The sequence below is a fragment of the Streptomyces sp. DvalAA-14 genome (assembly GCF_900091855.1).
Taxonomy (GTDB): Bacteria; Actinomycetota; Actinomycetes; order Streptomycetales; family Streptomycetaceae; genus Actinacidiphila.
On record NZ_FMCH01000147.1, the window covers coordinates 1 to 26,073 of the forward strand.

At 73.1% G+C, this 26,073-nt stretch carries 18 protein-coding genes; 14 read left to right on the forward strand and 4 right to left on the reverse strand.

Features of this window, described 5'->3' with window-relative positions; genetic code table 11:
- Both GA0115240_RS07005 and GA0115240_RS07010 read right to left on the reverse strand, forming a co-directional pair.
- Positions 1–631 (reverse strand): glycerophosphodiester phosphodiesterase (locus GA0115240_RS07005; RefSeq protein ID WP_107407109.1); only part of this gene is annotated, 631 nt, incomplete at its 3' end.
- Positions 632–633: 2 nt separating this feature from the next.
- Positions 634–1,704, reverse strand: a complete 1,071-nt coding sequence (locus GA0115240_RS07010; RefSeq protein WP_093735788.1) for an adenosine deaminase — start codon at positions 1,702–1,704, stop codon at positions 634–636.
- Positions 1,705–2,027: 323 nt separating this feature from the next.
- Between GA0115240_RS07010 and GA0115240_RS07015 the strand changes: the two genes are divergently transcribed.
- The 4 genes from GA0115240_RS07015 (at position 2,028) to GA0115240_RS07030 (ending at position 8,304) form a co-directional block, all read left to right on the forward strand.
- The gene (locus GA0115240_RS07015) at positions 2,028–5,102 is read left to right on the forward strand and encodes a hypothetical protein (protein WP_093735789.1); all 3,075 of its coding nucleotides are present in this window, start codon (positions 2,028–2,030) and stop codon (positions 5,100–5,102) included.
- A 149-nt stretch (positions 5,103–5,251) separates the two neighbouring features.
- A complete protein-coding gene (locus GA0115240_RS07020; RefSeq protein ID WP_202451112.1) occupies positions 5,252–5,959 on the forward strand; it encodes an N-acetyltransferase in 708 nt (235 codons plus the stop codon).
- A gap of 225 nt (positions 5,960–6,184) precedes the next feature.
- A complete protein-coding gene (locus GA0115240_RS07025) occupies positions 6,185–6,634 on the forward strand; it encodes a hypothetical protein (RefSeq protein WP_176725000.1) in 450 nt (149 codons plus the stop codon).
- A gap of 170 nt (positions 6,635–6,804) precedes the next feature.
- Positions 6,805–8,304, forward strand: coding sequence for a CoA-acylating methylmalonate-semialdehyde dehydrogenase (locus GA0115240_RS07030; RefSeq protein ID WP_093735790.1), 1,500 nt, complete (start codon positions 6,805–6,807; stop codon positions 8,302–8,304).
- Here the strand turns inward: GA0115240_RS07030 and GA0115240_RS07035 are convergent.
- Both GA0115240_RS07035 and gabT read right to left on the reverse strand, forming a co-directional pair.
- Complete coding sequence (locus GA0115240_RS07035) at positions 8,276–9,010, reverse strand: phosphatase PAP2 family protein (protein ID WP_256069590.1); 735 nt, start codon at positions 9,008–9,010, stop codon at positions 8,276–8,278. The genes GA0115240_RS07030 and GA0115240_RS07035 overlap by 29 nt on opposite strands.
- 426 nt (positions 9,011–9,436) lie before the next feature.
- The gene (gene gabT, locus GA0115240_RS07040) at positions 9,437–10,768 is read right to left on the reverse strand and encodes a 4-aminobutyrate--2-oxoglutarate transaminase (RefSeq protein ID WP_093735792.1); all 1,332 of its coding nucleotides are present in this window, start codon (positions 10,766–10,768) and stop codon (positions 9,437–9,439) included.
- A gap of 252 nt (positions 10,769–11,020) precedes the next feature.
- Here gabT and GA0115240_RS07045 point away from each other — a divergent pair, with 252 nt between their 5' ends.
- From GA0115240_RS07045 to GA0115240_RS07090, 10 genes are all read left to right on the forward strand, one after another.
- The gene (locus GA0115240_RS07045; RefSeq protein ID WP_093735804.1) at positions 11,021–13,141 is read left to right on the forward strand and encodes an ATP-binding protein; all 2,121 of its coding nucleotides are present in this window, start codon (positions 11,021–11,023) and stop codon (positions 13,139–13,141) included.
- A 79-nt stretch (positions 13,142–13,220) separates the two neighbouring features.
- Positions 13,221–14,858: a PucR family transcriptional regulator gene (locus GA0115240_RS07050; RefSeq protein ID WP_093735793.1), complete on the forward strand. Its 1,638-nt coding sequence runs from the start codon at positions 13,221–13,223 to the stop codon at positions 14,856–14,858.
- A 152-nt stretch (positions 14,859–15,010) separates the two neighbouring features.
- Positions 15,011–16,471 (forward strand): aldehyde dehydrogenase family protein, encoded by a 1,461-nt coding sequence (locus GA0115240_RS07055; RefSeq protein WP_093735794.1) that lies wholly within the window; start codon positions 15,011–15,013, stop codon positions 16,469–16,471.
- A 141-nt stretch (positions 16,472–16,612) separates the two neighbouring features.
- Entirely contained in the window at positions 16,613–18,535 is a 1,923-nt protein-coding gene (locus GA0115240_RS07060; RefSeq protein ID WP_093735795.1) for an acyl-CoA dehydrogenase family protein, read from the forward strand.
- A gap of 173 nt (positions 18,536–18,708) precedes the next feature.
- Positions 18,709–19,959, forward strand: coding sequence for a 1-deoxy-D-xylulose-5-phosphate reductoisomerase (dxr, locus tag GA0115240_RS07065; RefSeq protein WP_093735796.1), 1,251 nt, complete (start codon positions 18,709–18,711; stop codon positions 19,957–19,959).
- Entirely contained in the window at positions 19,956–21,272 is a 1,317-nt protein-coding gene (locus GA0115240_RS07070; protein ID WP_093735797.1) for a M50 family metallopeptidase, read from the forward strand. Before dxr ends, GA0115240_RS07070 begins: the two co-directional genes overlap by 4 nt.
- 100 nt (positions 21,273–21,372) lie before the next feature.
- Entirely contained in the window at positions 21,373–22,527 is a 1,155-nt protein-coding gene (gene ispG / locus GA0115240_RS07075; protein WP_093735798.1) for a flavodoxin-dependent (E)-4-hydroxy-3-methylbut-2-enyl-diphosphate synthase, read from the forward strand.
- Between the two features lie 124 nt (positions 22,528–22,651).
- Positions 22,652–23,497, forward strand: coding sequence for a GNAT family N-acetyltransferase (locus GA0115240_RS07080; protein ID WP_093735799.1), 846 nt, complete (start codon positions 22,652–22,654; stop codon positions 23,495–23,497).
- 22 nt (positions 23,498–23,519) lie between these two features.
- A complete protein-coding gene (locus GA0115240_RS07085; protein ID WP_093735800.1) occupies positions 23,520–24,131 on the forward strand; it encodes a GNAT family N-acetyltransferase in 612 nt (203 codons plus the stop codon).
- 77 nt (positions 24,132–24,208) lie between these two features.
- The gene (locus GA0115240_RS07090; RefSeq protein ID WP_093735801.1) at positions 24,209–25,906 is read left to right on the forward strand and encodes a proline--tRNA ligase; all 1,698 of its coding nucleotides are present in this window, start codon (positions 24,209–24,211) and stop codon (positions 25,904–25,906) included.
- Positions 25,907–26,073 lie beyond the last annotated feature (167 nt).

A 26,073-nucleotide genomic window follows, 5' to 3' on the forward strand; every position in this document is an offset into this window, starting at 1 on the left:
ACCAGGCGGGACATCGAACGCGCCCGGTCCGCGGTCCAGGGCCCCCACCACGCAGGCCCTGGTCGTGCGCCCACCGGACGGTGGCGGCGTCGACCAGGCCGAAGCGGAGGTTGATCCACCGCGGCGCCAGGTCCGTGACAAGGGACCGCGGCGGACGCTGCGAGGTCGTCCAGGTCATGGCGATCTCGGCGTCGGGATCGTGCACGCGGACCGCGATCATGGCGGGCAGCTCACCGCAGTAGTAGACCCGCTCGCCGGCCTCGGCCGCCCGCACCGCGGCGACGGTCGGACCGGCCTCCTCCACCGCGTTGAGGTCCAGCAGCATGCGGGCGGCCGCGTGCCGGCCGAGCTCCTCCAGCGCGTCGGCCAGCGTCGGCACCGCGCCGCCGGTCAGCCGGGAGACCTCCGCCGCGGTCAGCTCGGACACCGGCTCGGGCGAACCCCACAGCCGCTCCAGCGTCGGATCGTGCAGCAGCACCGGCACCCCGTCCCGGGTGAGCCGGACATCGACCTCCACCGCGTCGGCGCCCTTCACCAGCGCCGACCGGACCGAGGCCAAGGTGTTCTCGCGGTGGTGGTACGGGTCGCCCCGGTGGGCGACCGACTGCGCCGTGACCCGGAAGTCCGCCATGGTCAGCCGCCCCAGTTGGTGGTGTAGGTGTCGATCTCCCCGGCCAGCGCCCGCTTGTCCGCCGGCTCCATGAACGACGCCTCGACCGCGTTCCTCGCCAGCGCCGCCACCCCCGCCGGGTCCAGCCCCAGCAGCCGCGCCGCCACCGCGTACTCGGTGTTGAGGTCGGTGCCGAACATCGGCGGGTCGTCGCTGTTCACGGTGACCAGTACGCCGGCCGCGACCATCGTCCCGATCGGGTGCTCGTCCAGCGAGGCGACCGCGCGGGTGGCGATGTTCGAGGTCGGGCAGACCTCCAGCGCGATCCGCCGCTCGGCAAGGTACTCCAGCAGCCTCGGGTCCTGGGCGGCGCTGGTGCCGTGGCCGATGCGCTCGGCGCCCAGCACCTCCAACGCGTCCCAGACCGTCTGCGGCCCGGTGGTCTCCCCGGAGTGCGGCACGCTGTGCAGACCGGCCGCCCGCGCCTGGTCGAAGTACGGCTTGAACTGCGGCCGGGGCACTCCGATCTCGGGCCCGCCCAGGCCGAAGGACACCAGTCCGTCGGGCCGCAGGTCCAGGGCCAGCCGGGTGGTCTCCGCCGCGGCCGCCAGTCCCGCCTCGCCCGGGATGTCGAAGCACCAGCGCAGCGTGACGCCCAGCTCCGCCGCCGCCGACTTCCGGGCGTCCTCTATGGCCTCCATGAAGGCCTGGTCCGGGATGCCGCGCCGGATGGACGAGTAGGGGGTGACGGTCAGCTCGGCGTAGCGGATGTTCTGCCGGGCCATGTCCCTGGCCACTTCGTAGGTGAGCAGCCGGACGTCCTCGGCGTCCCGGATCAGGTCCACCACCGACAGGTACACCTGGATGAAGTGCGCGAAGTCGCGGAAGCTGAAGTAGTCCACCAGCGCCGCCGGATCGGTCGGGACCGCCGAGTCGGGGTGCCGCGCGGCCAGTTCGGCGACGATGCGCGGGGAGGCGGACCCTACGTGGTGGACATGCAGTTCGGCCTTCGGCAGTCCGGCGATGAAGGCGTCGAGCCCGCCGCCCCCGCCGAGTGCGGTGCCGGGTAGCCGACCGGTCGCGATGTCGGACATGGGGGAATCCTTCCGGGGCTGATGGCTGAGGGTTCATCGTAGAGGCCCGGTGCGAACGGGGGCGCTCCGGGACCCGGCGCCCGGCGGAACAGGGCACGGACCGCCGCGGGACGGCTGCTGAACCGCCCCTGACAGCCGCCGGACCGCACCGGACCGCTGCCGGACCGCTGCCGGACCGCGGACCGGTCGACGCCGGAGCGGACCGGGCGCCGGATGCGGGATCGTTATCCGCCCGGTGGCACCCGAATTCCGCATATGACCGACGCGTTCCCCCGTCCGCTCCTATTCTGCGGGAGCAAGGCATTCCAGTAGCGGAGGCGCAGATGCCCGACCCGAATACTGATGACCCGGCGACGGAAACGGACTCGGGGCCGGCCTCCCAGATTCTGTCCGTCCTGAACACCGTTGCCGGAGGACTCACTTCCCAACCGGCTCTCCTCGCCGGATTCGGCGCTTCCCTCACCGTGCTGCTGGCCTCGCTCATATCCGGCGGTCTGTTCGCCGTGGTGGGCGGCATTGTCTGCGGCCTGTACGTGGTGTCGGTGCTGGCGCTGATCGCCCTGGTGCGATGGGGCCCGCAGGAGCGGCCCGGCGGCGCGGACGCGCCCGGTGTGCACGTGCGGCTGGGCGGCGGCGAGAAGGTCAAGGTGGAGCGGTCGGTCCACTCCCGGGACGGCGGGCCGGTCAGTCTGGACATCGGCAGGAGCGGGGAGGTCAACCTCGTCGACTCCGCCATCGCCACCTCCGGCCCCCCGGTGGTGCCGGCGACCCCCGTTCCGACACCGGCACCGGCACCCGTAACGCCCCCGGCCTCAGTGGCCCCCGCTCCCGCCCCCGCGCCGCCCCCCGTGCCCGCCGCCCCGGCCGCGTCGCCCCCGCCGGACCCCGAACCGGTCATCAGCCCCGCCCCGCCGGGCGATCTCGGCCCCGGCCCCGTCCCCGGCCCGGCCGAGGACTCGTACACCATCACCATGTCGCTGCGCAGCGCCCGCGATCAGGTCCTGACCGCCGCCCGGAGCCAGGAGGGCGTCCGCTTCGACGTGGTGGCCGACAGCGGCTGCGGCAAGACCCTGCTGCTCGAAGAGGTTGCCTCGGGTCTGCGCGCGGAAGGCCGGCTCATCTTGTTCATCACCGCCAGCGCCCCCCAGTACGGCCGGGGCCACGCGATGACCGAGGACGAGCGGGCGATGGCCGACTACGCCGCCTGCCGGTATCTGATCGACGCGCTGGCCGCCGATGTGCACAAGGCCCACGACCCGGGCGCCGGCGAACAGCCCCTGGTCGGCCCGGAGGTGGGCCGGGACTGGGAGTCGGCGATCCTGACGGTCCGGGATGCCGGCGCGTCACTCGCCACGGTCACCCAGAACGTCACGGTGACGGTCACCAACACCCGGGGCGACGTCCATCTGGACCGGACGGGCAGTGCCAGCGTCGAGGGCCTCGGAACCGGCGCCACCAGCGGGCGGCTGGCCGAGATGCAGCGGCAGTTGACCGCCGCCCTGGACGGTATCGCCCGGGCCCACCCGACGGCGATCCAGGTGGACGACACGCAGCGGGTGCTCGGCACCCCGGTCGGCCGCTGGCTGATGTCCGTACTGAGCGGGGTGACGACCGCCGCCGTCGTGCACGCCCGTCACCCGCAACCCGACGCCGACAACCTGCCGTCCGACACCCGGCGGATCACGCTGGGACTGCTGCCCCGGACGGAAACCGCCGGCTATGTCACCCGGCGGCTCCTCGACGCCGGCTGGAGCGAGGACCCGGCGCGGGCCTGCGCCCTGGAGATCGCCACCGTCACCAAAGGCCACCCGATCGGCATGGTCACCTGCTGCGAGATCCTGCTCGGCTCCTTACCTGCCGACACCCCGGTCGCCACCGTCCGTGAGCGGCTGCTGGGCGGTGACGCGCGCTGGGGGAGCCGGGGCGGCTTCGAAGCGGTGCGCACCTTCGTCCAGGAGCACGCCGAGCGGCTGATCGGCCGGCCGGTGCCCCTGTTCGACCTGCTGACCGTGCTGCGGCGCTGCACCCCAGAGATCCTGGAGTCGCTGCTGGCCGAGCACGGGGTCACCGCCCAGGACGCGGCCCGCCTCTACGACTGGATGTACCGCAGCGATTTCACCACCCCGTTCGACGACGACGCCGACCAGGGATGGCGGCTGCACGATTACCTGCGGGAAAACCTGGCCCGCGCCTTCCGCGACGAACGCCCGGAGGAGTTCGCCGAGCAGCACGCCCGGGTGGAACGCCACTACCGGGTGCGGATGAATTTCGAGAACGACCTCGACGAACTTTCCCCGCACGCGGCGGGTTCCCGTTATGAGAACCCCGACTGGCAGCGCGACTCGCAGGAATGGCTGCACCACGCGTCCCATATGCCCCGCAGGGAATTCAACGCCTCGAAACGGGCCATGATCCGGCTCTTCCTGGAGGCGTTCTTCTGGTGGGACGCCGAGGTGCCGTCGAGCTATTGCGGCCAGTTGATCGCCGCCTACCGTTCGCTGCCCGCCGATCTGGACGTGCGCTGGGTCGACTGGCTGGACGCGCTGCGGGTGAACTACGTGGCCGGCCGCGCTCATCAGCGGCCCGGCGCCGACAGCGAGCGCTGGTTCGAGGCCGCCGCGGCCCTGGACGCCGTCGCCCGCTACCTGGGCATCCGCCGCGGCCGTGTCCCCGAGGACGCCGACCTGCGCCGGATCTACATCATTGTGTTCATCCTGCAGGGCGACACCATCTGGTTCGGCAGCAGCGGCACGGACGCGGCCCGGTCCCGCGCCGCGACCTCGTACCGGACCGCCGCGGACGCCTGCACCAGGGACGAGGAGCTGTGGATCGGCAACTGGGCGACCTGGCTGGAGGCCGATCTGTACGCCTCGACCGGGCCGCAGGCCGCCCGGGAACTCCTGGACGGCATCGAGGAGCGGATGGCCGAGGAGGAGGAGAACGAGTTGCCGGTGTTCGTCGCGCAGACCTTCGGCGACATGGCGTGGGCGCAGGGCGATCTGCGCCGCGCCTTCGACTGCTACGCCCGGTCCGTCCTGCGCGGATACGTCTACCACACGCGCCAGGAGATCTACGACCAATACCCGTCCTGGTACACGGTCTCCCTCTACAACGGCGCGCTGGACCGGGTCCGGCTGCGCGCCGAAGAAGCCGAACGCAGCGGCCACGGCGACGAGGTGGCCGCCGCCCGGGTGCGGAGCCGGGCGCTGTTCGCCCCCTACTGGTCGCACCGGGAGACCGCGCCGGACAACGCCTTCGGCTTCCCGGCCGGCCCGGCCGAATCCGATCTCGGCCGGGACCGGACCCCGTTCACCGCCACCGTCGACTGGGTGATGGTCCACATGCGCGACGAACTCGAGGCCCCGCTGGAACAGCCGCTGGCCGACCCGGAGGCGTAGGCCCGTACCCGCGGCGCGAACGTGGCCGGCCTCCCGCCGCGTTCGGGGCGTCGGCCGGCCCGGGACGTGTCAGGCTGTGGGCGTCGACCGGCCCTCGGCCCGGACCGGTCGCCGCCGCGGTCCGACCCGTCACGGTGAGGAGAATTTCCATGCAGGTGGCTGCCCTTGGCCCGGACCACCCCCTACTGGACGCGGTCTACGACGACCTGCTCGTCACCGCGTTTCCCCCCGACGAGCTGATCACCCGGGACGAACTGCGGTCCGGGCTGGCCGGCGGCGCCATGCTCGGCGCCCTCGTGGCGGCCGACGGCCGGCCGATGGGGGTGGCGCTCGGTGAGTTCTCCGCGGAAAGCCGGATCCTGCTGCTCGCCTACATGTCGGTGCGCGGCGACGCCCGCTCCGGCGGCATCGGCGGCCTGCTGATGGACTCCGCCGTGCGCGGCAGCTGGCAGGAGCGGCTGAGCCCGCTGATCACCCTGGCCGAGATAGAACACCCCGCGGCCCACTCGGCGGACGCCCAGCGCGGCGATCCCGGCGCGCGGCTGCGCTTCTACGCGCGGCAGGGCGCCAAGGCACTGGATGTGCCCTACTTCCAGCCGGCCCTGCGCCCCGGCGCGTCCCGGGTGCCCGGCATGGTGCTCGGCGTGCTGGCGACCGGCCCCGCACTGGCCGGCGCGATCGCGATCCCCGGCGAGCCGGTCCGGACCTTCCTGACCGAGTACTTCGTCACCACCGAGGGCAAGCTGCCCGACGACCCGGCGGGCCGCCGGCTGTTCGAGGCCGTCGAGCAGCCCGGCGGGATCGCGCTGCTTCCCATGGACGACCCGGCGGGCCTGCCCTGCGCCCACGACGTCTGAGCGCGCCCTACGACCCGGCGACACCGACCGGCGGAGCGACCCGGCGGACCGACCGGGCCGACCGACCCGGCAGGCGGGACGGTGCGCCACGCACGCGGCCGGGGGGACAGCGCGCCGCCGGCAAGGCCCGAAACCCGCGTCATAATCGGCGACCGACCCCCTCTCTCCCCATGACGGCCAGCAATCGCCGTCACGGGGAGACATGGAGAGAAGGGGGGGACGGCGATGGGCATCGCCGGACCGAGGAGCGCGATCGAATGGCTGGTGTCGGCGGCGGCCGACCCGGAGGGGTGCCGCTTCGAATGGGAGCGCAATCCGCTGGGGGTGGCGCTGCTGCCGGCCGGGCGGCTGTGGGACATCCTGATCCTGTCCGGGGAGCTCGGCTATCCCACCCTGGACGTGCTCACCCGGCTCACCGGCCGGCCGGGCCCGGTGCTCGCCGACTTCGGCGACTCCCGGCTGGGTTTCTTCGTCCCGCCCGGAACCGCTGGCCGATGGCTCGGCACAGGGGTGCGGGCGATCGGGCGCGGCACCTGGATCGTGGTGCCGTATCCGGGCCGGCCGACCGGCGGCGTGCGGTGGCTGATCCCGCCGGACGGCACCGGGCACCTCACCGACCCGGTGGTGCTCGAGCTGGCGATGCACGAGGCGGCGGCGCAACTGGCCGGCGAGTGACCGCCGCCGGCGGGGCGCCTCGCGGTGACCTGCTGCCCAGCGGTGGCGGCCGCGGCCGGCCTGCCGCGCGGCCGATCCCTCCGCGCGCGGTGCTTGTTCCCCGGCGCCCGCGTGGCGAGACTCGAAGCCGCACCGCGTCGCAGCCGCAGGACGGACGGAAGGGTCAGCCCGTGACGACCACGCACATCACCCATTGGATCGGCGGACAACCCTGGCGCCGCGCCGCGCGGCGCCACGGCGAGGTGTACGACCCGGCGACCGGCCGGATCACCGGCCGGGTGGACTTCGCCGACGCGGCCGTGGTCGACGAGGCGGTCGGCGCCGCCCTCGGCGCCTTCCAGCAGTGGCGGCACACCTCGATGGCCCGGCGCAGCACCGTGCTGTTCGCCTTCCGCGAGCTGCTCAGCGCCCGCCGCGAGAAACTCGCCGACATCATCGTCTCCGAACACGGCAAGGTGCACTCCGACGCGCTCGGCGAGATCGCCCGCGGCCTGGAGGTCGTCGAGTACGCGTGCGGCATCCCGCAGCTGATCAAGGGCGGCTTCACCGAGCAGGCGTCCACCGGGGTCGACGTCTACTCGATCCGGCAGCCGCTCGGACCGGTCGCGGTGATCTCGCCGTTCAACTTCCCGGCCATGGTGCCGATGTGGTTCTTCCCGATCGCCGTCGCGGCCGGCAACACCGTGGTCGTCAAGCCGTCCGAGAAGGACCCGTCCGCGGCGAACTTCCTGGCCGCCCTGTGGCGCGAGGCCGGGCTGCCCGACGGGGTGTTCAACGTGGTGCACGGCGACAAGCCGGCCGTGGACCGGCTGCTGGAGCACCCCGACATCAAGGCGGTGTCCTTCGTCGGCTCCACCCCGGTGGCCCGGCACGTGTACGAGACCGGAACCCGGCACGGCAAGCGCGTCCAGGCGCTGGGCGGCGCCAAGAACCACATGCTGGTGCTGCCCGACGCCGATCTGGACCTGGCCGCCGACGCCGCGGTGAACGCCGGCTTCGGCGCGGCCGGCGAACGCTGCATGGCCGTCTCGGTGCTGGTCGCCGTGGACCCGGTCGGCGACGCACTGGTGGCCCGGATCAAGGAGCGCATGGCCGCCCTGACCGTCGGCCCCGGCAGCGCCGCGGGCTCGGAGATGGGCCCCCTGGTCACCGGTATTCACCGCGACAAGGTCACCGCATACCTCGACGCCGGCGTCACCGACGGCGCCGCCCTCACCGTCGACGGCCGCAAGCACCCCGTCGAGGGCGAGCCGGGCGGCTTCTGGCTCGGCCCGACCCTCTTCGACCACGTCCGGCCCGGCATGTCCGTCTACGACGACGAGATCTTCGGCCCGGTCCTGTCCGTGGTCCGGGCGCCGTCCTTCGACGAGGGGCTGGCGCTGATCAACGCCAATCCGTACGGCAACGGCGCCGCGCTGTTCACCAACGACGGCGGCGCGGCCCGCCGCTTCCAGCACGAGGTCGAGGTCGGCATGGTGGGCATCAACGTCCCCATCCCCGTCCCGGTCGCCTCCTATTCCTTCGGCGGCTGGAAGTCCTCGCTGTTCGGCGACTCGCACGCGTACGGCGAGGACGGCGTGAAGTTCTTCACCCGCGGCAAGGCCGTCACCCAGCGGTGGCCCGATCCCTCGCACGGGGGCATCAACCTGGGCTTCCCGACCCATCAGTGACATCCCCGTCGGTGACATCCCCGTCGGCGACCTCCCCGGCGGCCGGGTCGGCGGCGCCGCGCTCCGCCGCCCGCCCCGCCACCGCCCGGTCCATCACCGCGCGGGCCGCCGCCACCACCGTCAGCAGGCTCAGCGTCAGGCACCAACTGGCCAGGACGTCCAGCGGCCAGTGGTAGTCGCACCACACCAGGCAGAAGCCGACCGCGAACAGCAGCAGCGGTGTGCCCGCCAGCAGCACCAGACGGGCCGCCCGGCTGCCCGCCCACGGGAGCAGCAGCAGCGCGGCGGCGCCGTAGGCCACCGCCGAGGTCGCGGTGTGCCCGGAGGGGAAGTAGCCGTACCCGCTGGGATCCGGCACGGTGAGCCCGGGCGCGGGGCGGGCCACCGCGTCCTTCACCACCGTCACCACCACCGGCAGCACCGCGATGACCAGCAGCGCGGCGGCCGGCGGCAGCCACCAGCGGGGCAGTGCCTCGCGGCGGCCCAGCCACCCGGTCAGGCACACCGCGGCCAGCAGCACCGGCACGGCCACCTCGATGTTGCCCAGCTTGCAGAAGTAGTGGGCGGTGGTGGTGAACCAGGTGTTGGCGGCGGCGGTGCGGTCGAACCAGCGCAGCACCGCCCAGTCCCGCCCGACCAGCGGCCCGTTCGAGGAGACCTGCCAGGTGAGCGCGGCGAAGAGCAGCACACCGAGGCCGAACAGCACAATGAGCCGCCCCGGAACAGGGGGGAGAGTTCCGGGGCGGCCAGGGCGACCGCGGTACCGTCCGTCCCGGGGGGTGTGGGACGAACGGCCGACCGATCGGCGAGGACTGCCGGGACCAGAGGACCCGGCGGTGTCGTGCGCGAGGGCACTGCTGTGCCGGTGATGGGGATTCACCGGCGCGTTGTCACTCGTGGACTTCTGGGGAGTCGACCACGAGCGGGTTGTTCCTTGGAAACCGTACGTCACAGAAGTCCCGCCAGGGTCACCGATCACCCGTCCGCCATCAGGCCCGCACACCTTCTTCACGACCTCACCCGCCCCCCTGCCGTCGGTCGCCCGCCGATTACGCCCCGTCACTTTGCGCAGGCAGCCGGACCGCAAGCGGACGCCCGCGGTCCGGTCCGCGGGCGCCGTACGGCAGCCGCCTCACACCCCGGCGAAGGCCTCCTCGATGATGTCGAGACCTTCGTTGAGCAAATTCTCCCCGATCACCAGCGGCGGCAGGAAGCGCAACACGTTTCCGTAGGTGCCGCAGGTGAGCACGATCAGCCCCGCGGCGTGGCACGCCTTCGCGACGGCCGAGGTCACCGCCGGGTTCGGCTCCTTGCTGCCCGGCTCGACGAGTTCCACCGCGATCATCGCCCCGCGCCCGCGCACCTCGCCGATGACCGGGAACTTCTCCTGCATGGCCCGCAGCCGCGGCGTCATCAGCTCACCGATCCGCCGCGCCTTCGCCGGCAGGTCCAGCTCGCGCATCGTCTCGATCGCGCCCAGCGCCGCCGCGCACGCCACCGGGTTGCCGCCGTAGGTGCCGCCCAGGCCCCCGGCGTGCGCCGCGTCCATGATCTCCGCCCGGCCGGTCACCGCGGCCAGCGGCAGACCGCCCGCCATGCCCTTCGCGGTGGTGATCAGGTCCGGCACAATGCCCTCGTCCTCGCACGCGAACCACTGCCCGGTCCGGCAGAAACCGGTCTGGATCTCGTCCGCCACCAAGACGATGCCGTTGTCCCGGGCGAACTGCGCGATCCGCGGCAGGAAGCCCTTGGCCGGCTCGATGAAGCCGCCCTCGCCCGCGATCGGCTCGATCACGATCGCCGCCACATGATGGGCCCCGATCTGCTTGGTGATCATGTCGATCGCCGCAGCGGCGGCCTCCTCGGCGGCGTGCTCCGGGCCGGTCGGCCAGCGGTAGCCGTACGCCAGCGGCACCCGGTACACCTCCGGCGCGAACGGCCCGAAGCCCTCCTTGTACGGCATGTTCTTCGCGGTCAGCGCCATCGTCAGATTGGTGCGGCCGTGGTAGCCGTGGTCGAAGACGACGACCGCCGGGCGCTTGGTGTGGGCGCGGGCGATCTTCACCGCGTTCTCCACCGCCTCGGCGCCGGAGTTGAACAGCGCCGACTTCTTCGGGTGGTCGCCCGGGGTCAGCTCGGCCAGCTGCTCGGCGACGGCCACATAGCCCTCGTAGGGAGTGATCATGACGCAGGTGTGCGTGAAGTCCGCCAGCTGCTCGGTCGCGCGGCGCACCACGGCCGGGGCGCTGTTGCCGACCGAGGTGACGGCGATGCCGGACCCGAAGTCGATCAGCCGGTTGCCGTCCACGTCCTCCACCACGGCCCCGCCGGCCCGCGACACGAACACCGGCAGGGTCACGGAGATCCCGCGGGCCACGGTCGCCTCCATCCGGGCCAGCAGCTCCTGGGACTTCGGGCCGGGGACGGCGGTGACGAGCCGGCGCTCCTGGGGCAGTTCGGTCATGGCGGGCACTCTCCTTCTTACTCCTGGTGCGGTGACTCGCGGCGGCGCGTCCTTCCGCAGGCTAGGCCGCCGCACGGCGCACCCGCATACGCCGATAGGTAACACTGCCCGGCCCGGTTTCGCCGGATCGGACAGTGCGCGTGCCGCCGTCCGGTCCCGCCAAGATCCTTTTACCGGCGTAGCGGCTCGACTACATTGAGCGCATCGTCAGACGACGAGACGAGGGGCGAGGGGCAGCACGCCATGGACGCCATGGATTACGAGGGCACGCAGCACCCGGCGGGCCCGTACGAGGGCCAGGTGCCGCGCAAGCCCGCCGGCGCCCCCGTGCCGCGACCGGCCGCCCCGCCGCCGATGCCGGCGCAGGCGCCGCCCGCGTCCGCACTGGAGATCTGGCTGCGCACCCCGCGGGAGACGGACGCGCCGGGGATCTACGGATTCGGGCACACGCCGCGCTCGGCGCCGGATCCGGAGCGGGCGGGGACCCGGCGACTGCTCGGTGGCGCCGCACTCGCCGTGGCCGGCGGACTGCTTGTCTGGTCCCTGTGCTGGAACGGCTATCTGCCGTTCTGGATCTGGCCGCTCATCTGGCTGACCCCTGATTCATGGCGCAGCGGCACGGGCGACGCGCATGCCTTCGCGGTCGCCTCGAACATCTACTATGTCCTGTTCGCCCTGCTGCTGGCCTTGATCTTCGGGCGCCTCGGAAACTTCGCCGAGGTCTGGCGGCGCTGCGTCCGCCCCTTGCTCAGCGCCCTGTGGGACAAGCCCGCCCCCGGCGCCGCCCCCGAGGACGGCCGGGTCGATCCGGTGGAGTGGCCGGAGCTGCGGGAGGCCGGGCAGTACGCGCTCGCCGACCGGCTGGCCGCCGAGGTCCGCTCCGGGCGGATGAACGACGTGGACTACACCCGGATCCGCCGCGCCTGGACCGGGGTGCGGGCCGATCCCGCCCGGCTCGGCCCCTTCACCGACGCGGTGCTGCGCCAGGGAGCCGCAGCCTGCGGGCACCCCTCCGGCGGGCGCGACGTGCCCTACCGCGCCGCGCCGCACGACGTGCTGGTCGGCCAGGTGCGGATCGGCCGCGGCGCCGACGACGCCCGCAACCCGTACCAGCACCGCGGCTCGGGCATCGCCCTGGACCCGGCGCTGCTGGGCACCGGGCTGCTTGCGGTCGGCCCGCCCGGGTCCGGCAAGACCCGCTCGGTGGTCCGCCCGGTCGTCGAGTCGCTGTGCCTGCAGGCCCTGGCCGGAAGGGCCGCGGTCGTCGCGGTCGGCCCGGCCGGCGCCGACCTCGGTCCCGCCGGCGCCTTCGACGTGGTGATCTCACTGGCCGACCCCGCCTCCCGCTACGACCTCGACCTGTACGGCGGCGGCACCGACCCGGACGCCGCGGCCGGCACCCTGGCCGAGGCACTGCTCGACGCGCGCGCCACCGAGGAGGGCGAACTGCGCGGCGCCACCACCGCGCTGGCCCAGATCCTGGGCCCCTACGCCACCGCCCACGGCCGCTTCCCCTCCGTCGCCGAACTGCGCGAGCTGCTCGACGGCACCGCGCACGCCTACGCGGCCCTGCGCGACGCCCTCGGCGCGGCCGGCGCCCCCGGCATGCTCAGGGAACTCGACGCCCGCGAGCGCCAGGTCGGCCGCCCCGGTGACATCGGCCCCCGGCTGGCCGACCGGGTGGCGCTGCTCGAACGGCCCGCCTTCGCCGGGTTCTTCGACGTCACCGGACGGTCCCGCCCGTTTTCCATGTACGCGCTGGAGCACCCGCTGCGGGTCCGGATCGACCTGCCGGAACGCGGCCACGCCGAAGCCTCCCGCATCCTGGCCCGGCTGGTGCTGGCGCAGTTCACCGCCGCCGTCACCGCCCGCCGCGACCGCTCGCTGTTCGCCTGCCTGGTGCTGGACGACGCCGCGCACACCGTCACCGCCGACGCGGTCCGCGGCATGGCCCGGCTGCGCTCGGCCAACGCCGGGATACTGCTCACCCTGCGCACCCTGGACGACGTGCCCGAGTCGCTGCGCACCTCGCTGCTCGGCTCGGTCGGCTGCCGGATGGTGCTGTCCGGCGTCACCACCTGGGACGGCAAGCGCTTCGCCGAGGCGTGGGGGACCACCTGGGTGGAGACCGAGGACGTCACCCGGACCCCCGACCAGTCCGGCGGGATGCTGCGGCGCGGGCTGCGCGGCGTCCGGCGGCTGTTCACCGGTGTGGCGGTCACCACCGAGTCGGTGACGGTGCGCAAGGTGGAAAGGGAGCGGTGGTCGGCCTCCGATCTGGCCCACGGCGTCCCCGCCGGGCACGCGGTGCTGTCGCTGACCACTACCGCGGGGGAGCACGCCCCGCCCGTCCTGCTCGACCTGCGGGCGTGAGCGGGTGCCTCGGGCTGCGGCACAATCGAAGGGCCCGGCCGGCCCCGGCCGGCCACCATCCAGCGCCCGCCAGGACCGTATGCCCCTCACCCTCGCGTCCCTCGTCCACCATTCGGCGCTCAAGCTCAGCGTCCTCGCCGGCGGGGACCGGCTCGACGCCGAGGTCCGCTGGGTCCACACCAGTGAACTGGACGACCCGGGACCGTATCTGGAGGGCGGCGAACTGCTGCTCACCACCGGCCTCAAACTGGACGTCGAGGACAGCGGCTTCCTGCGGGCCTACGTACGGCGGCTCGCGGCGGCCGGGGTGGTCGGGCTCGGCTTCGGGGTCGGCGTCGGCCACGACGAGGTGCCGCCCGCGCTGGTGAGCGCCGCCGCCGAGGCCCGGCTGCCACTGCTGGAGGTGCCGCGCGCCACCCCCTTCATCGCCATCAGCAAGGCGGTGTCGGCGGCCATCGCCGCCGACCAGTACCAGGCGGTCACCGCCGGCCTGGACGCCCAGCGCGAACTGACCCGCGCGGCGCTGGCCCCGGACGGCACCGGCGCCCTGCTCGCCCGGCTCGCCGCGCACCTCGACGGCTGGGCGGCGCTGTACGACTCCTCCGGCGCCGTGCTGGCCGCCGCCCCCGACTGGGCCGGCCGCCGCGCGGCCCGGCTGGCCGGCGAGATCGACCGGCTCCGCGACACCCCCGCCCCGGCCAGCGCCGCGGTGGCCGGGCCGGCGGGCACCGAGGACCGGGTGGAGATCCAGTCGCTCGGCACCGGCCGCCGGCCGCGCGGCTTCCTGGCCGTCGGCACCGAGGAGCGCCTCGACACCAACGCGCGCTACGTCGTCAACGCCGCCGTGGCCCTGCTCACCTTGTCGCTGGAGCAGTCCCGCGCACTGCAGGAGGCGCAAGGACGGCTGGCGGCGGCCCTGCTGCGGATGCTGCTGGCCGGTGAGCCGGACCACGCCCGCAGCGTGGCGGGGCGCCTGTACGGCAACCTGCTGGACCGGCCGCTGCGGCTGCTCGTCGCGGAGGCCGTCACCCTCGGCGCCCCGGCCGGTCCCGCGGGCGTCGCGGCGCCGGCCGAGGCCCGCGGTGCCGGTTCAGCCGGTTCAGTCGGTCCAGCCGGTCCAGCCGGTTCCGCCGCCGATGCCGCCGGTCCGCTGGCGCTGCTGGCCGAACGGACCGAGGCCGCGGCCGCCCGCTCCGGCGAACCGCTGCTGTCGGTCCGCGACGGCGGTCGCCTGATGGTCCTGGCCGCCGAGGACGCCGTGGCGCTGGCCACCGCCGTCGACCTGGCCGAGGCCGCGGACGGACTGGCCGCCGGGCTGTCGGCCGCCGTCGCGGCGCAGGAGGTCCCCGAGGCGCACCGGCAGGCCGAGAGCGCGCTGGCCGTCGCGCACCGCCGGGGCCTGAACCTGGTCGAGCACGGTGAGGTCGGCGCCGGTTCGGTGATGCCGCTGCTGTCCGACGACGCGGTCCGGGCGTTCGCGGAGGGCCTGCTGCGGCCCCTGCGGGAGCACGACTCCACCTCGCGCGGCGACCTGGTCGCCTCCCTGGCCGCCTGGCTGTCCCACCACGGCCAGTGGGACGCGGCGGCGGCCGACCTCGGGGTGCACCGGCACACGCTGCGCTACCGGATGCGGCGGGTGGAGGAGATCCTCGGCCGGTCGCTGGACGAGCCGGACGTGCGGATGGAGCTGTGGCTGGCGCTCAAGGTCGGGGCGTAGCCGCCCGGCCCGCACCGGCCGCGCCCCGCCTGGCTCTGGCCAATCCGTAGCGCCCGCGCGGGCCGGTACGCCGCCGTGGACAACGGCCGGCCCCCGGCGGCGCCCCTACGGTGACAGCAGAACCCACCAGGTGCAGGAAAGGGCGGAACACCGTGACAACCACAGCCGCAGCCCCGTACGCCTTCTGGCTGGCCGGCCGCCCGGCCACCGGTACGGACAGCTTCGAGGTGACCAGCCCGTGGGACGGCTCGCTCGTCGCCCGGGTGGGCGTGCCCGGCCAGGAGCAGGTCGAGGAAGCGGTGGCCGCGGCCGACGCCGCCCGACTCGAGTTCGCCGCGACGCCCGCCCATGTCAGGGCCGCGGCGCTGGACCAGGTGGCGAAGCGGCTGGCCGAGCGGGCCGAGGAGGCCGCCCGGCTGATCACCGCGGAGAACGGCAAGCCGATCACCTGGGCGCGCGGCGAGGTCGGCCGCGCGGTGTCGGTGTTCCGCTGGGCCGCCGAGGAGGCCCGCCGCTTCAACAGCGGGCAGGCGCAGCGGCTGGACACCGACCCGGGCGGTACGGGCCGGCTCGCGCTGACCCGCCGGTTCGGGCGCGGCCCGGTGCTCGGCATCGCGCCGTTCAACTTTCCGCTCAACCTGGTGGCGCACAAGCTCGCCCCGGCCCTCGCGGTCGGCTCGCCGATCATCGTCAAGCCGGCGCCCGCCACCCCGCTGTCCGCGCTGCTGCTCGGCGAGATCCTGGCCGAGACCAGCGGGCTGCCGGCCGGCGCGTGGAGCGTGCTGCCGGTGCCCAACGACCGGATGGCCGCACTGGTCCAGGACCCGCGGCTGCCGGTGATCTCCTTCACCGGCTCCGACACCGTCGGCCACGCGATCCGGGACTCGGTGCCGCGCAAGCACGTCACCTTGGAACTGGGCGGCAACGCGGCGGCCGTGGTGCTCGCCGACTGGTCGTCTGAGCAGGACCTGGAGTGGGCGGCCGGGCGGATCGCCACCTTCGCCAACTACCAGGCCGGCCAGTCCTGCATCTCGGTGCAGCGGGTGATCGCCGACGCGTCGGTGTACGACGCGCTGGCCGAGAAGGTGGTGGCCGAGGTGCGCGCCCAGGTCACCGGCGACCCGTCCGACGACGCCACCGATGTGGGCCCGCTGGTGAACGAGGCCGCCGCCGAGCGGGTCGCGAGCTGGGTGGACGACGCGGTCGCCAAGGGTGCCAAGCTGCTGACCGGCGGCGCGCGGGACGGCGCCAGCTACGCGCCGACCGTGCTGGCCGATCTGCCCGGCGACGCGATCCTGGCCGGCGCCGAGGCCTTCGGCCCGGTGCTGTCACTGCATCGGGTGAACGGCGCCGACGAGGCTTTCGCCGCCGTGAACGACTCCCGCTTCGGGCTGCAGACCGGCGTCTTCACCCACGACATCCAGCTCGCATTCCGGGCCCACCGGGAGCTGGAGGTCGGCGGCGTGATCATCGGCGACGCGCCCTCCTACCGCGCCGACCAGATGCCGTACGGCGGGGTGAAGGACTCCGGCACCGGGCGTGAGGGTGTGAAGTACGCGATGGACGACTACACCTATGAGCGGGTACTGGTGCTCACCGGACTCGACCTCTAGCGCCACCGGGGACCACGACGGCGGCGGCCGGCTGACGGCCGGTCAGCCGCCGGCGTGATTCCTCTGGCTGGGCCGCCGGAATTCGGGTAGTACGGACAAGTAGCACCGGTCGGTAACCGGCTACCCGGAGGTGACGCAACCGTGTCCGCACCCGCCGCAGTACGCAACGTCTCGGAGCGTGAAGCCCGGCAGGTGGCGGAGGCCGCCAGGGAACAGGACTGGCACAAGCCCAGTTTCGCCAAGGAGCTCTTCCTGGGCCGCTTCCGCCTCGACCTCATCCACCCGCACCCGCAGCCCGACCCGGAAGCCGTGGCCAAGGGCGAGGCCTTCCTCACCCGGCTCCGCGACTTCTGCCAGACGCAGATCGACGGGCCGCGGATCGAGCGCGAGGCGCGCATCCCGGACGAGACCATCCGGGGCCTGAAGGAGCTCGGCGCCTTCGGCATGAAGATCGACGAGGAGTACGGCGGCCTCGGCCTGACCCAGGTCTACTACAACAAGGCACTGTCGCTGGTCGGCACGGCCAACGCCGCCATCGGCGCGCTGCTGTCGGCCCACCAGTCGATCGGCGTGCCCCAGCCGCTGAAGATGTTCGGCACGGAGGAGCAGAAGAAGACCTTCCTGCCGCGCTGCGCCCGAACCGACATCAGCGCCTTCCTGCTCACCGAGCCGGACGTCGGCTCCGACCCGGCCCGGCTGGCCACCAGCGCCGTCCCCGACGGCGACGACTACCTGCTGGACGGCGTCAAGCTGTGGACCACCAACGGAGTGATCGCCGACCTGCTGGTGGTGATGGCCCGGGTGCCGAAGTCGGAGGGCCACAAGGGCGGCATCACCGCCTTCGTGGTGGAGGCCGCCTCCGAGGGCATCACGGTGGAGAACCGCAACGCCTTCATGGGCCTGCGCGGCCTGGAGAACGGCGTCACCCGCTTCCACCAGGTCCGGGTGCCCAAGGACAACCGGATCGGCGCCGAGGGCGCCGGGCTGAAGATCGCCCTGACCACCCTCAACACCGGCCGGCTGTCGCTGCCCGCGGCCTGCGTCGGGGCCGGCAAGTGGTGCCTGAAGATCGCCCGGGAATGGTCCTCGGCCCGCGAGCAGTGGGGCCGGCCGGTCGCCGAGCACGAGGCGGTCGGCTCGAAGATCGCCTTCATCGCGGCCACCACCTTCGCCCTGGAGGCGGTGGTGGACCTGTCCTCGCAGATGGCCGACGAGGACCGCAACGACATCCGGATCGAGGCCGCGCTGGCCAAGCTGTTCGGATCCGAGGCGTCCTGGCTGATGGCCGACGAACTGGTCCAGATCCGCGGCGGCCGCGGCTTCGAGACCGCCGAGTCGCTGGCCGCCCGCGGCGAGCGGGCGGTGCCGGCCGAGCAGCTGCTGCGGGACCTGCGGATCAACCGGATCTTCGAGGGATCGACGGAGATCATGCACCTGCTGATCGCCCGCGAGGCGGTGGACGCCCACCTGTCGGTGGCCGGCGACCTGATCGACCCGGACACCACCCTCGGCGACAAGGCCCGGGCCGGCGCCCGGGCCGGCGGCTTCTACGCCCGCTGGCTGCCCAAACTCGTCGCCGGCCCGGGCCAGCTCCCCAGCGCCTACGCCGAGTTCGGCCCGCTGGCCACCCATCTGCGGTATGTCGAGCGCAGCTCCCGCAAGCTCGCCCGCAGCACCTTCTACGCCATGTCCCGCTGGCAGGGCCGGATGGAGACCAAGCAGAACTTCCTGGCCCGGATCGTCGACATCGGCGCCGAACTGTTCGCGATGAGCGCCGCCTGCGTACGCGCCGAGCACCTGGCGGCCACCGGTGACCACGGCCGGGAGGCGCGGCAGCTCGCCGACGCCTTCTGCCGGCAGTCCCGGGTCCGCACCGAGGAGCTCTTCGCCCGGCTGTGGACCAACACCGACGGCTCGGACCACCAGCTCACCAAGGCCGTCCTGTCCGGCTCGCTGACCTGGATGGAGGCCGGCATCGTCGACACCGGGTCCGACGGGCCCTGGATCGCCGACGCCACCCCGGGACCGTCCCGGCGCGAGAACGTGCACCGGCCGGTGCACTGACCTCCGGCCGCCGTGGCGGCGCGGCCCCGGCAGCGCCGCCACGACATTCCGGCCGCCGCCGGGAGACGTCGGCGCGTGAGACCCGCACGTGGGAGCAACGCGTGCCCCTCACGCGCCGGAGCCGGGCCCGGACCGGTGCGCCGCACAGCCCGGAGGCACGACACAATGACCCCATGACGGACGCTCTCGCAGACCCCCACTACCGCCCGCACGTCACGCCGGAAGCCGGCGGCGGGCCCCGGGACATCGTGATCCTCGGCTCCACCGGCTCGATCGGCACCCAGGCGATCGACGTGGTGCTCCGCAATCCCGACCGCTTCCGGGTGGTCGCGGTCTCCGCCGCCGGCGGCCGGGTCGAGCTGCTGGCCGAGCAGGCCCGCGCGCTCGGCGTGCACACCGTCGCGGTCGCCGACCCGGCCGCCGTGGCGCCGCTGCGGGAAGCGCTCGGCCGCCGCTACGGCGCCGACCGGCTGCCGGAGATCCTGGCCGGCCCGGACGCCGCCACCCAGGCCGCGACCCTGCCGTGCCACTCCGTGCTCAACGGCATCACCGGCTCCATCGGACTGCGGCCGACGCTGGCCGCCCTGACGGCCGACCGGGTACTGATCCTGGCCAACAAGGAATCGCTGATCGCCGGCGGCCCGCTGGTGAAGGCCCTCGCCAAGCCGGGCCAGGTGGTCCCGGTCGACTCCGAGCACTCCGCGCTGTTCCAGGCGATGCTCGGCGGCAGCCGCGGCGAGGTCCGCAAGCTGATCGTCACCGCCTCCGGCGGCCCCTTCCGCGGCCGGACCCGCGCCGAGCTGGCCGGCGTCACCCTGGAGCAGGCCCTGGCCCACCCCACCTGGGACATGGGCCCGGTGATCACCATCAACTCGGCGAACCTGGTCAACAAGGGGCTGGAGGTCATCGAGGCGCATCTGCTCTACGACATCCCCTTCGACCGCATCGAGGTCGTGGTCCACCCGCAGTCCTACGTCCACTCGATGGTGGAATTCGCCGACGGCTCGACGCTGGCCCAGGCCAGCCCGCCCGACATGCGGATGCCGATCGCGCTCGGCCTGGGCTGGCCGCAGCGGGTGCCGGACGCCGCCCCCGCCTTCGACTGGTCGAGAGCCTCCACCTGGGAGTTCTTCCCGCTCGACGATGACGCGTTCCCGTCCGTGGCACTGGCCCGTCATGTGGGTAGCCTCGGAGGGACCGCACCCGCGGTGTTCAACGCGGCCAACGAGGAATGCGTCGAAGCCTTCCGCACCGGCCGGCTGTCGTTCACCGGGATCGTGGACACCGTCGCCCGGGTCGTCGAGGAGCACGACAACCCCGCGCCGGGAACTCGGCTGACCGTCGAGAACGTCCTCGAAGCGGAGGTCTGGGCCCGCGCCCGGGCCGCGGAACTGGCACAGGCATCGGAGGCAGCAGGAGTATGACGACTCTCATGACGGTCCTCGGCGTGGTCGTCTTCGCCGTGGGCCTGATGGTCTCCATCGCCTGGCACGAGCTGGGCCACCTGTCGACCGCCAAACTGTTCAAGATCCGCGTCCCCCAGTACATGGTCGGCTTCGGCCCCACCATCTGGTCCCGGCGCAAGGGCGAGACCGAGTACGGCTTCAAGGCCGTCCCGCTCGGCGGCTACATCCGGATGATCGGGATGTTCCCGCCCGGCGAGGACGGCCGGATCACCGCCCGCTCCACCTCGCCCTGGCGCGGCATGATCGAGGACGCCCGCTCGGCCGCGTTCGAGGAGCTGCAGCCCGGCGACGAGAACCGGCTGTTCTACACGCGCAAGCCCTGGAAGCGCGTCATCGTGATGTTCGCCGGGCCCTTCATGAATCTGATCCTGGCCTTCGCCCTGGCCCTGACCGTCTTCATGGGCATCGGGATCAGCACCCAGACCACGGTGGTCGGCCAGGTCAGCGACTGCGTGATCTCGCAGGCCGACACCGCCAAGCGGGACGTCGCCAACCCCTGCCTGACCAGCGACCCGGTGGCGCCGGCCAAGACGGCCGGCTTCAAGGCCGGCGACAAGTTCCTGGAGTTCAACGGGCAGCCGGTCAAGAACTGGTCGGAGCTGTCCAAGGACATCCGCAAGGGCGCCGGCGCCGCCACCATCGTGGTCGAGCGCGACGGCAAGCGCGTCAGCCTGCACCCCACGATCATCACCAACGTCGTGGCCAAGACCGACAGCGAGGGCAACCCGGTGGACGGCACCGTGAAGGCCGGCTTCCTCGGCTTCAGCCCGGCCAGCCACATCGAGCCGCTCGCCTTCACCGACTCCGTCGGCCACATGGGGGACATGGCCCAGCAGGGCGTCTCGTCGCTGATAAGGCTGCCGCAGCGGATCCCCGACCTGTGGAACGCCGCCTTCAACGGCGCCCCCCGCAAGGCCGACTCCCCGATGGGCGTGGTCGGCGCCGCCCGTGTCGGCGGCGAGGTGTTCTCGCTGAAGGAGCCCGCGATCGACCGGATCGCCACCATGGTGATGCTGGTCGCCGGCTTCAACCTGTCGCTGTTCCTGTTCAACATGCTGCCGCTGCTGCCGCTGGACGGCGGCCACATCGCCGGCGCCCTGTGGGAGGCGGTACGCCGGCACACCGCCCGGGTCTTCCGCAAACCCGACCCCGGTCCCTTCGACGTCGCCAAGCTGATGCCGGTCGCTTATGTCGTGGCCGGAATCTTTGTGTCCTTCACGCTGCTGGTCCTGATCGCCGACGTGGTCAACCCGGTCAAATTGAGCACGTAATGCTTTGGGTCGGGTGAGAGTCGTGGGCGTGGTGCCGTAACCTCGAAGCACGTACCCGCCCACGACGGGACCTCGTTCCAACCTTGGGGATGCCACGCAAATGACCGCGATTTCGCTCGGTATGCCGGATGTTCCGATCAAGCTCGCCGACCGCCGCAAGACCCGTCAGATCCAGGTCGGAAGTGTCGCTGTGGGCGGCGACGCACCGGTCTCCGTCCAGTCGATGACCACCACTCGGACCTCGGACATCGGTGCGACCCTCCAGCAGATCGCCGAGCTGACCGCCTCCGGCTGCCAGATCGTCCGGGTCGCCTGCCCGACCCAGGACGACGCCGACGCGCTCGCCACGATCGCGAGGAAGTCGCAGATCCCGGTCATCGCCGACATCCACTTTCAGCCGAAGTACGTCTTCGCCGCCATCGACGCCGGCTGCGCGGCGGTCCGGGTCAACCCCGGCAACATCAAGCAGTTCGACGACAAGGTCAAGGAGATCGCCAAGGCCGCCTCGGCCGCGGGCGTCCCCATCCGCATCGGCGTCAACGCCGGCTCGCTGGACAGCCGCCTGATGGAGAAGTACGGCAAGGCGACCCCCGAGGCACTTGCCGAGTCCGCGCTGTGGGAGGCGTCGCTCTTCGAGGAGCACGACTTCCGCGACCTGAAGATCTCGGTCAAGCACAACGACCCGGTGGTCATGGTCAACGCCTACCGGCTGCTCGCCCAGCAGTGCGACTACCCGCTGCACCTCGGCGTGACCGAGGCCGGCCCCGCCTTCCAGGGCACCATCAAGTCGGCGGTCGCCTTCGGCGCGCTGCTGTCCGAAGGCATCGGCGACACCATCCGCGTCTCGCTGTCCGCGCCTCCCGCCGAGGAGGTCAAGGTCGGCATCCAGATCCTGGAGTCGCTGAACCTGCGCCAGCGCCGGCTGGAGATCGTCTCCTGCCCGTCCTGCGGCCGCGCCCAGGTGGACGTCTACAAGCTGGCCGACCAGGTGACCGCCGGACTCGAGGGCATGGAGGTGCCGCTGCGCGTCGCCGTCATGGGCTGTGTCGTCAACGGCCCCGGCGAGGCCCGCGAAGCCGACCTCGGGGTGGCCTCCGGCAACGGAAAGGGCCAGATCTTCGTCAAGGGCGAAGTCATCAAGACGGTCCCCGAGTCCAAGATCGTCGAGACCCTGATCGAAGAGGCGATGAAGCTCGCCGAGCAGATGGAGGCAGCCGGTGCCGTCTCCGGTGAACCGCAGGTGAGCGTCTCCTGACCGCCCGGTTCCGGCCGTGCTCCGCCCACCGGCGACCGGGGGCGGGGCACGGCGCGCGGCCCCGAGGTAAAGTGCCGGAGTCCTTCCCCGCTGCCGTGCGCGGCCCGTACGGTGAGGCGCTGCCATGTTGACCCACCCGTCCGCCCGAGTCCTCGACCCCGGCGACCTCGACGCGGCCCTGGCCGTACTCGCCCGCGACCCGGTGGCCAACGCCTTCGTCACCTCGCGCGTCAATGTCGCCGGGCTCGACCCGTGGCGGCTCGGCGGCGAGATGTGGGGCTGGTACAGCGGCGGGAAACTCACCTCGATGTGCTACGCGGGCGCCAACCTGGTCCCGATCTGCGCCACCCCCGAGGCGATCGCCGCCTTCGGTGAGCGCGCCCGGCGGGCCGGCCGCCGCTGCTCGTCCATCGTCGGCCCGGCCGAAGCCACCGCCGACCTGTGGGCGCGGCTGGAGCCGCACTGGGGCCCGGCCCGCGAAGTCCGCACCCACCAGCCGCTGATGACCACCCGCGCGCTGCCCGCCACCGTCGCCCCCGACCCGCTGGTGCGCCGGGTCCGCCGCGACGAGATGGACCTGCTGCTGCCGGCCTGCGTGGCGATGTTCACCGAGGAGGTCGGCGTCTCCCCGCTGGCCGGCGACGGCGGACTGCTCTACCAGGCCCGGGTCGCCGAACTCGTGTCCACCGGGCGGGCGTTCGCCCGGATCGAGAACGGCCAGGTGGTCTTCAAGGCGGAGATCGGCGCCGTCACCCGGCACACCTGCCAGATCCAGGGCGTCTGGGTGGCCCCCACCCACCGCGGCCGGGGCCTGTCCGAGACCGGCATGGCCGCGGTCCTGCACTACGCCCTGCGGGACGTCGCCCCCGTCGCCAGCCTCTACGTCAACGACTTCAACACCCCGGCCCGCGCCGCCTACCGCCGGGTCGGCTTCACCGAAGTCGGCGCCTTCATGAGTGTGTTGTTCTGACGGACCGGTAGGGTCGCGGCTCATGGAGAACGTGGTGGTCAGCCCCTGCGACCTGGCCGCGCGGGTGGACGAGGCGCTGGCCGTGCAAGCGGTGGCCTTCGGACTGGGCCCGGACGAGGTCAGCATCCGGCGGCAGATCGTCCTGCGGCACCTGGGGTGCCCGGGAGCGCGGGCGCTGGGCGCTTTCGCGGCGGACGGCCGGCTGGTCGGCTTCGTCTACGGCCTGCCCAACGACCGCGGGCACTGGTGGTCGAGCGTGGTCCAGCCGTACCTGCGCGAACAGCGCAACGACCACTGGCTCGACGACTCCTTCGTCATCACCGAACTGCACGTGCTGCCCGCCTTCCAGAATCTCGGCATCGGCCGCCGCCTGATCACCGGCATCACCGACACCGCCACCGAACCGCGCAGCATCCTGTCCGCCATCGACGGCGACAGCCCGGCCCGCCACCTCTACCGCTCCCTCGGCTACCGCGACCTGGCCCGGCCGGTGCACTTCCCCAGCGCGTCCCGCCCGTACGCGGTGATGGGCGCGCCGCTGCCGCTGGCCCGGCCCGGCGCCCGGCCCGATCCCGGCGGCCCCACCGAGCCCACCGGAGCCCGCGAGGCCGAAGGACCGGAACACCGCGAATAACCAGTACGACCGCGCGCCCGCCGCCGGATATCCTCGCCGGACTCCGCCCCCGGACCCCCGAACCACAGGAGGCCCCCATGGCCTTGCGCATGTCCCGGCTGCTGCTCAAGACGCTGCGCGACGACCCGGCCGACGCCGAGACCACCAGCCACAAGCTGCTGGTCCGGGCCGGCTACGTCCGCCGCTCCTCGGCCGGGGTGTGGAGCTGGCTGCCCCTGGGCAAACGCGTCCTGGACAACGTCAGCCGCGTCGTCCGCGAGGAGATGGACGCGATCGGCGGCCAAGAGGTGCTGCTGCCCGCGCTGCTGCCCCGCGAGGTGTACGACGCCACCGGCCGGGCCGCGGAATACGGCGATCTGCTCTTCCGGCTCCAGGACCGCAAAGGCACCGACTACGTCCTCGGACCCACCCACGAGGAGATCTTCACCCAGCTGGTCAAGGACCAGGTGACCTCGTACAAGGACCTGCCGCTGATCCTCTACCAGATCCAGACCAAATACCGGGACGAGGCCCGGCCCCGCTCCGGGGTGCTGCGCGGCCGGGAGTTCCAGATGAAGGACGCCTACTCCTTCGACGCCGCCGACGAGGGCCTTGCCGAGGCCTACCGGCTGCACCGGGAGGCGTACACCAGGATCTTCCGGCGGCTCGGCCTCGACTTCCGGATCGTCTCGGCGGTCTCCGGCGCGATGGGCGGCTCCGCGTCCGAGGAGTTCCTGGCACCCGCGGCGGCCGGTGAGGACACCTTCGTGGACTGCCCGATGTGCGGATACGCCGCCAACACCGAGGCGGTCACCTTCGAAGCGGTGGTGCCGACGGCCGCCGACCCCGGCCCCGTCGAGGAACTGGACACCCCTGACACCCCGACCATCGAGGCACTCGCCGCACACCTGGGCGTGCCCGCCGCGGCGACCCTGAAGAACCTGCTGGTCACGGTCGACGGGGAGATCACCGCCGTGGGCGTGCCCGGCGACCGCGAGGTGGACTTGGGCAAACTCGCCGAACACCTCGCCCCCGCCACCGTGGAACTGGCCACCGCCGAGGACTTCGCCCGCCGGCCCGAACTGGTACGCGGCTACGTCGGACCCCAGGGCCTCGGCATCCGCTACCTCGCCGACCCCCGGGTCGCCCCCGGCACCGCCTGGATCACCGGCGCCAACAAGGCCGGCCGGCACGCGGCCGGCGTGGTCTGCGGCCGGGACTTCACGGTCGACCAGTACCTCGACGTGGTCACCGTCGCCCCCGACGACCCCTGCCCCCGCTGCGGCGCCGGGCTCCGGCTCGGCCGCGCCATCGAAATCGGCCACATCTTCCAGCTCGGCCGCAAATACGCCGACGTCTTCGGCCTCGATGTTCTCGGCCGCGACGGCAAACCCGTCCGGGTCACCATGGGCTGCTACGGCATCGGCGTGTCCCGCGCGGTCGCGGCCCTGGCCGAACAGACCGCCGACGAGCGGGGGTTGTGCTGGCCCGCTGAAGTCGCCCCGGCCGACGTGCACATCATTCCGGCCGGCCGGGCCGCGCAGAGCGAGCTGGCAGAGCAGGCGGCCGCGGCCCTGGACGCCGCCGGCCACCGGGTACTGCTCGACGACCGCCCCGGAATCTCCCCCGGCGTCAAGTTCACCGACGCCGAACTCCTCGGCGTCCCCGTCCAGCTGATCGCGGGCCGCCGCGCCGCCGAGGGCGTCCTGGAACTCAAGGACCGCCGCACCGGTGACCGGCGGGAACTGCCGCTCGCCGACGCGGTGGCCGCGCTCGCGCGGCGGTCGCCGCACTAGTCACGACGCCCCGGCCCCGGGGGGCCGGCACACCGCGGAAGTCCGCGGACCGGCCGCGAGGACGCCCCTGGCCGGACCTCCCGTGCCGGGGCCCGGGCCGGCCCGGGTGTCAGGCGCGCTCCGCCAGTCCTGGGAAGGCCGCGCTCGCGCCGCTCCAGCGCACCGCC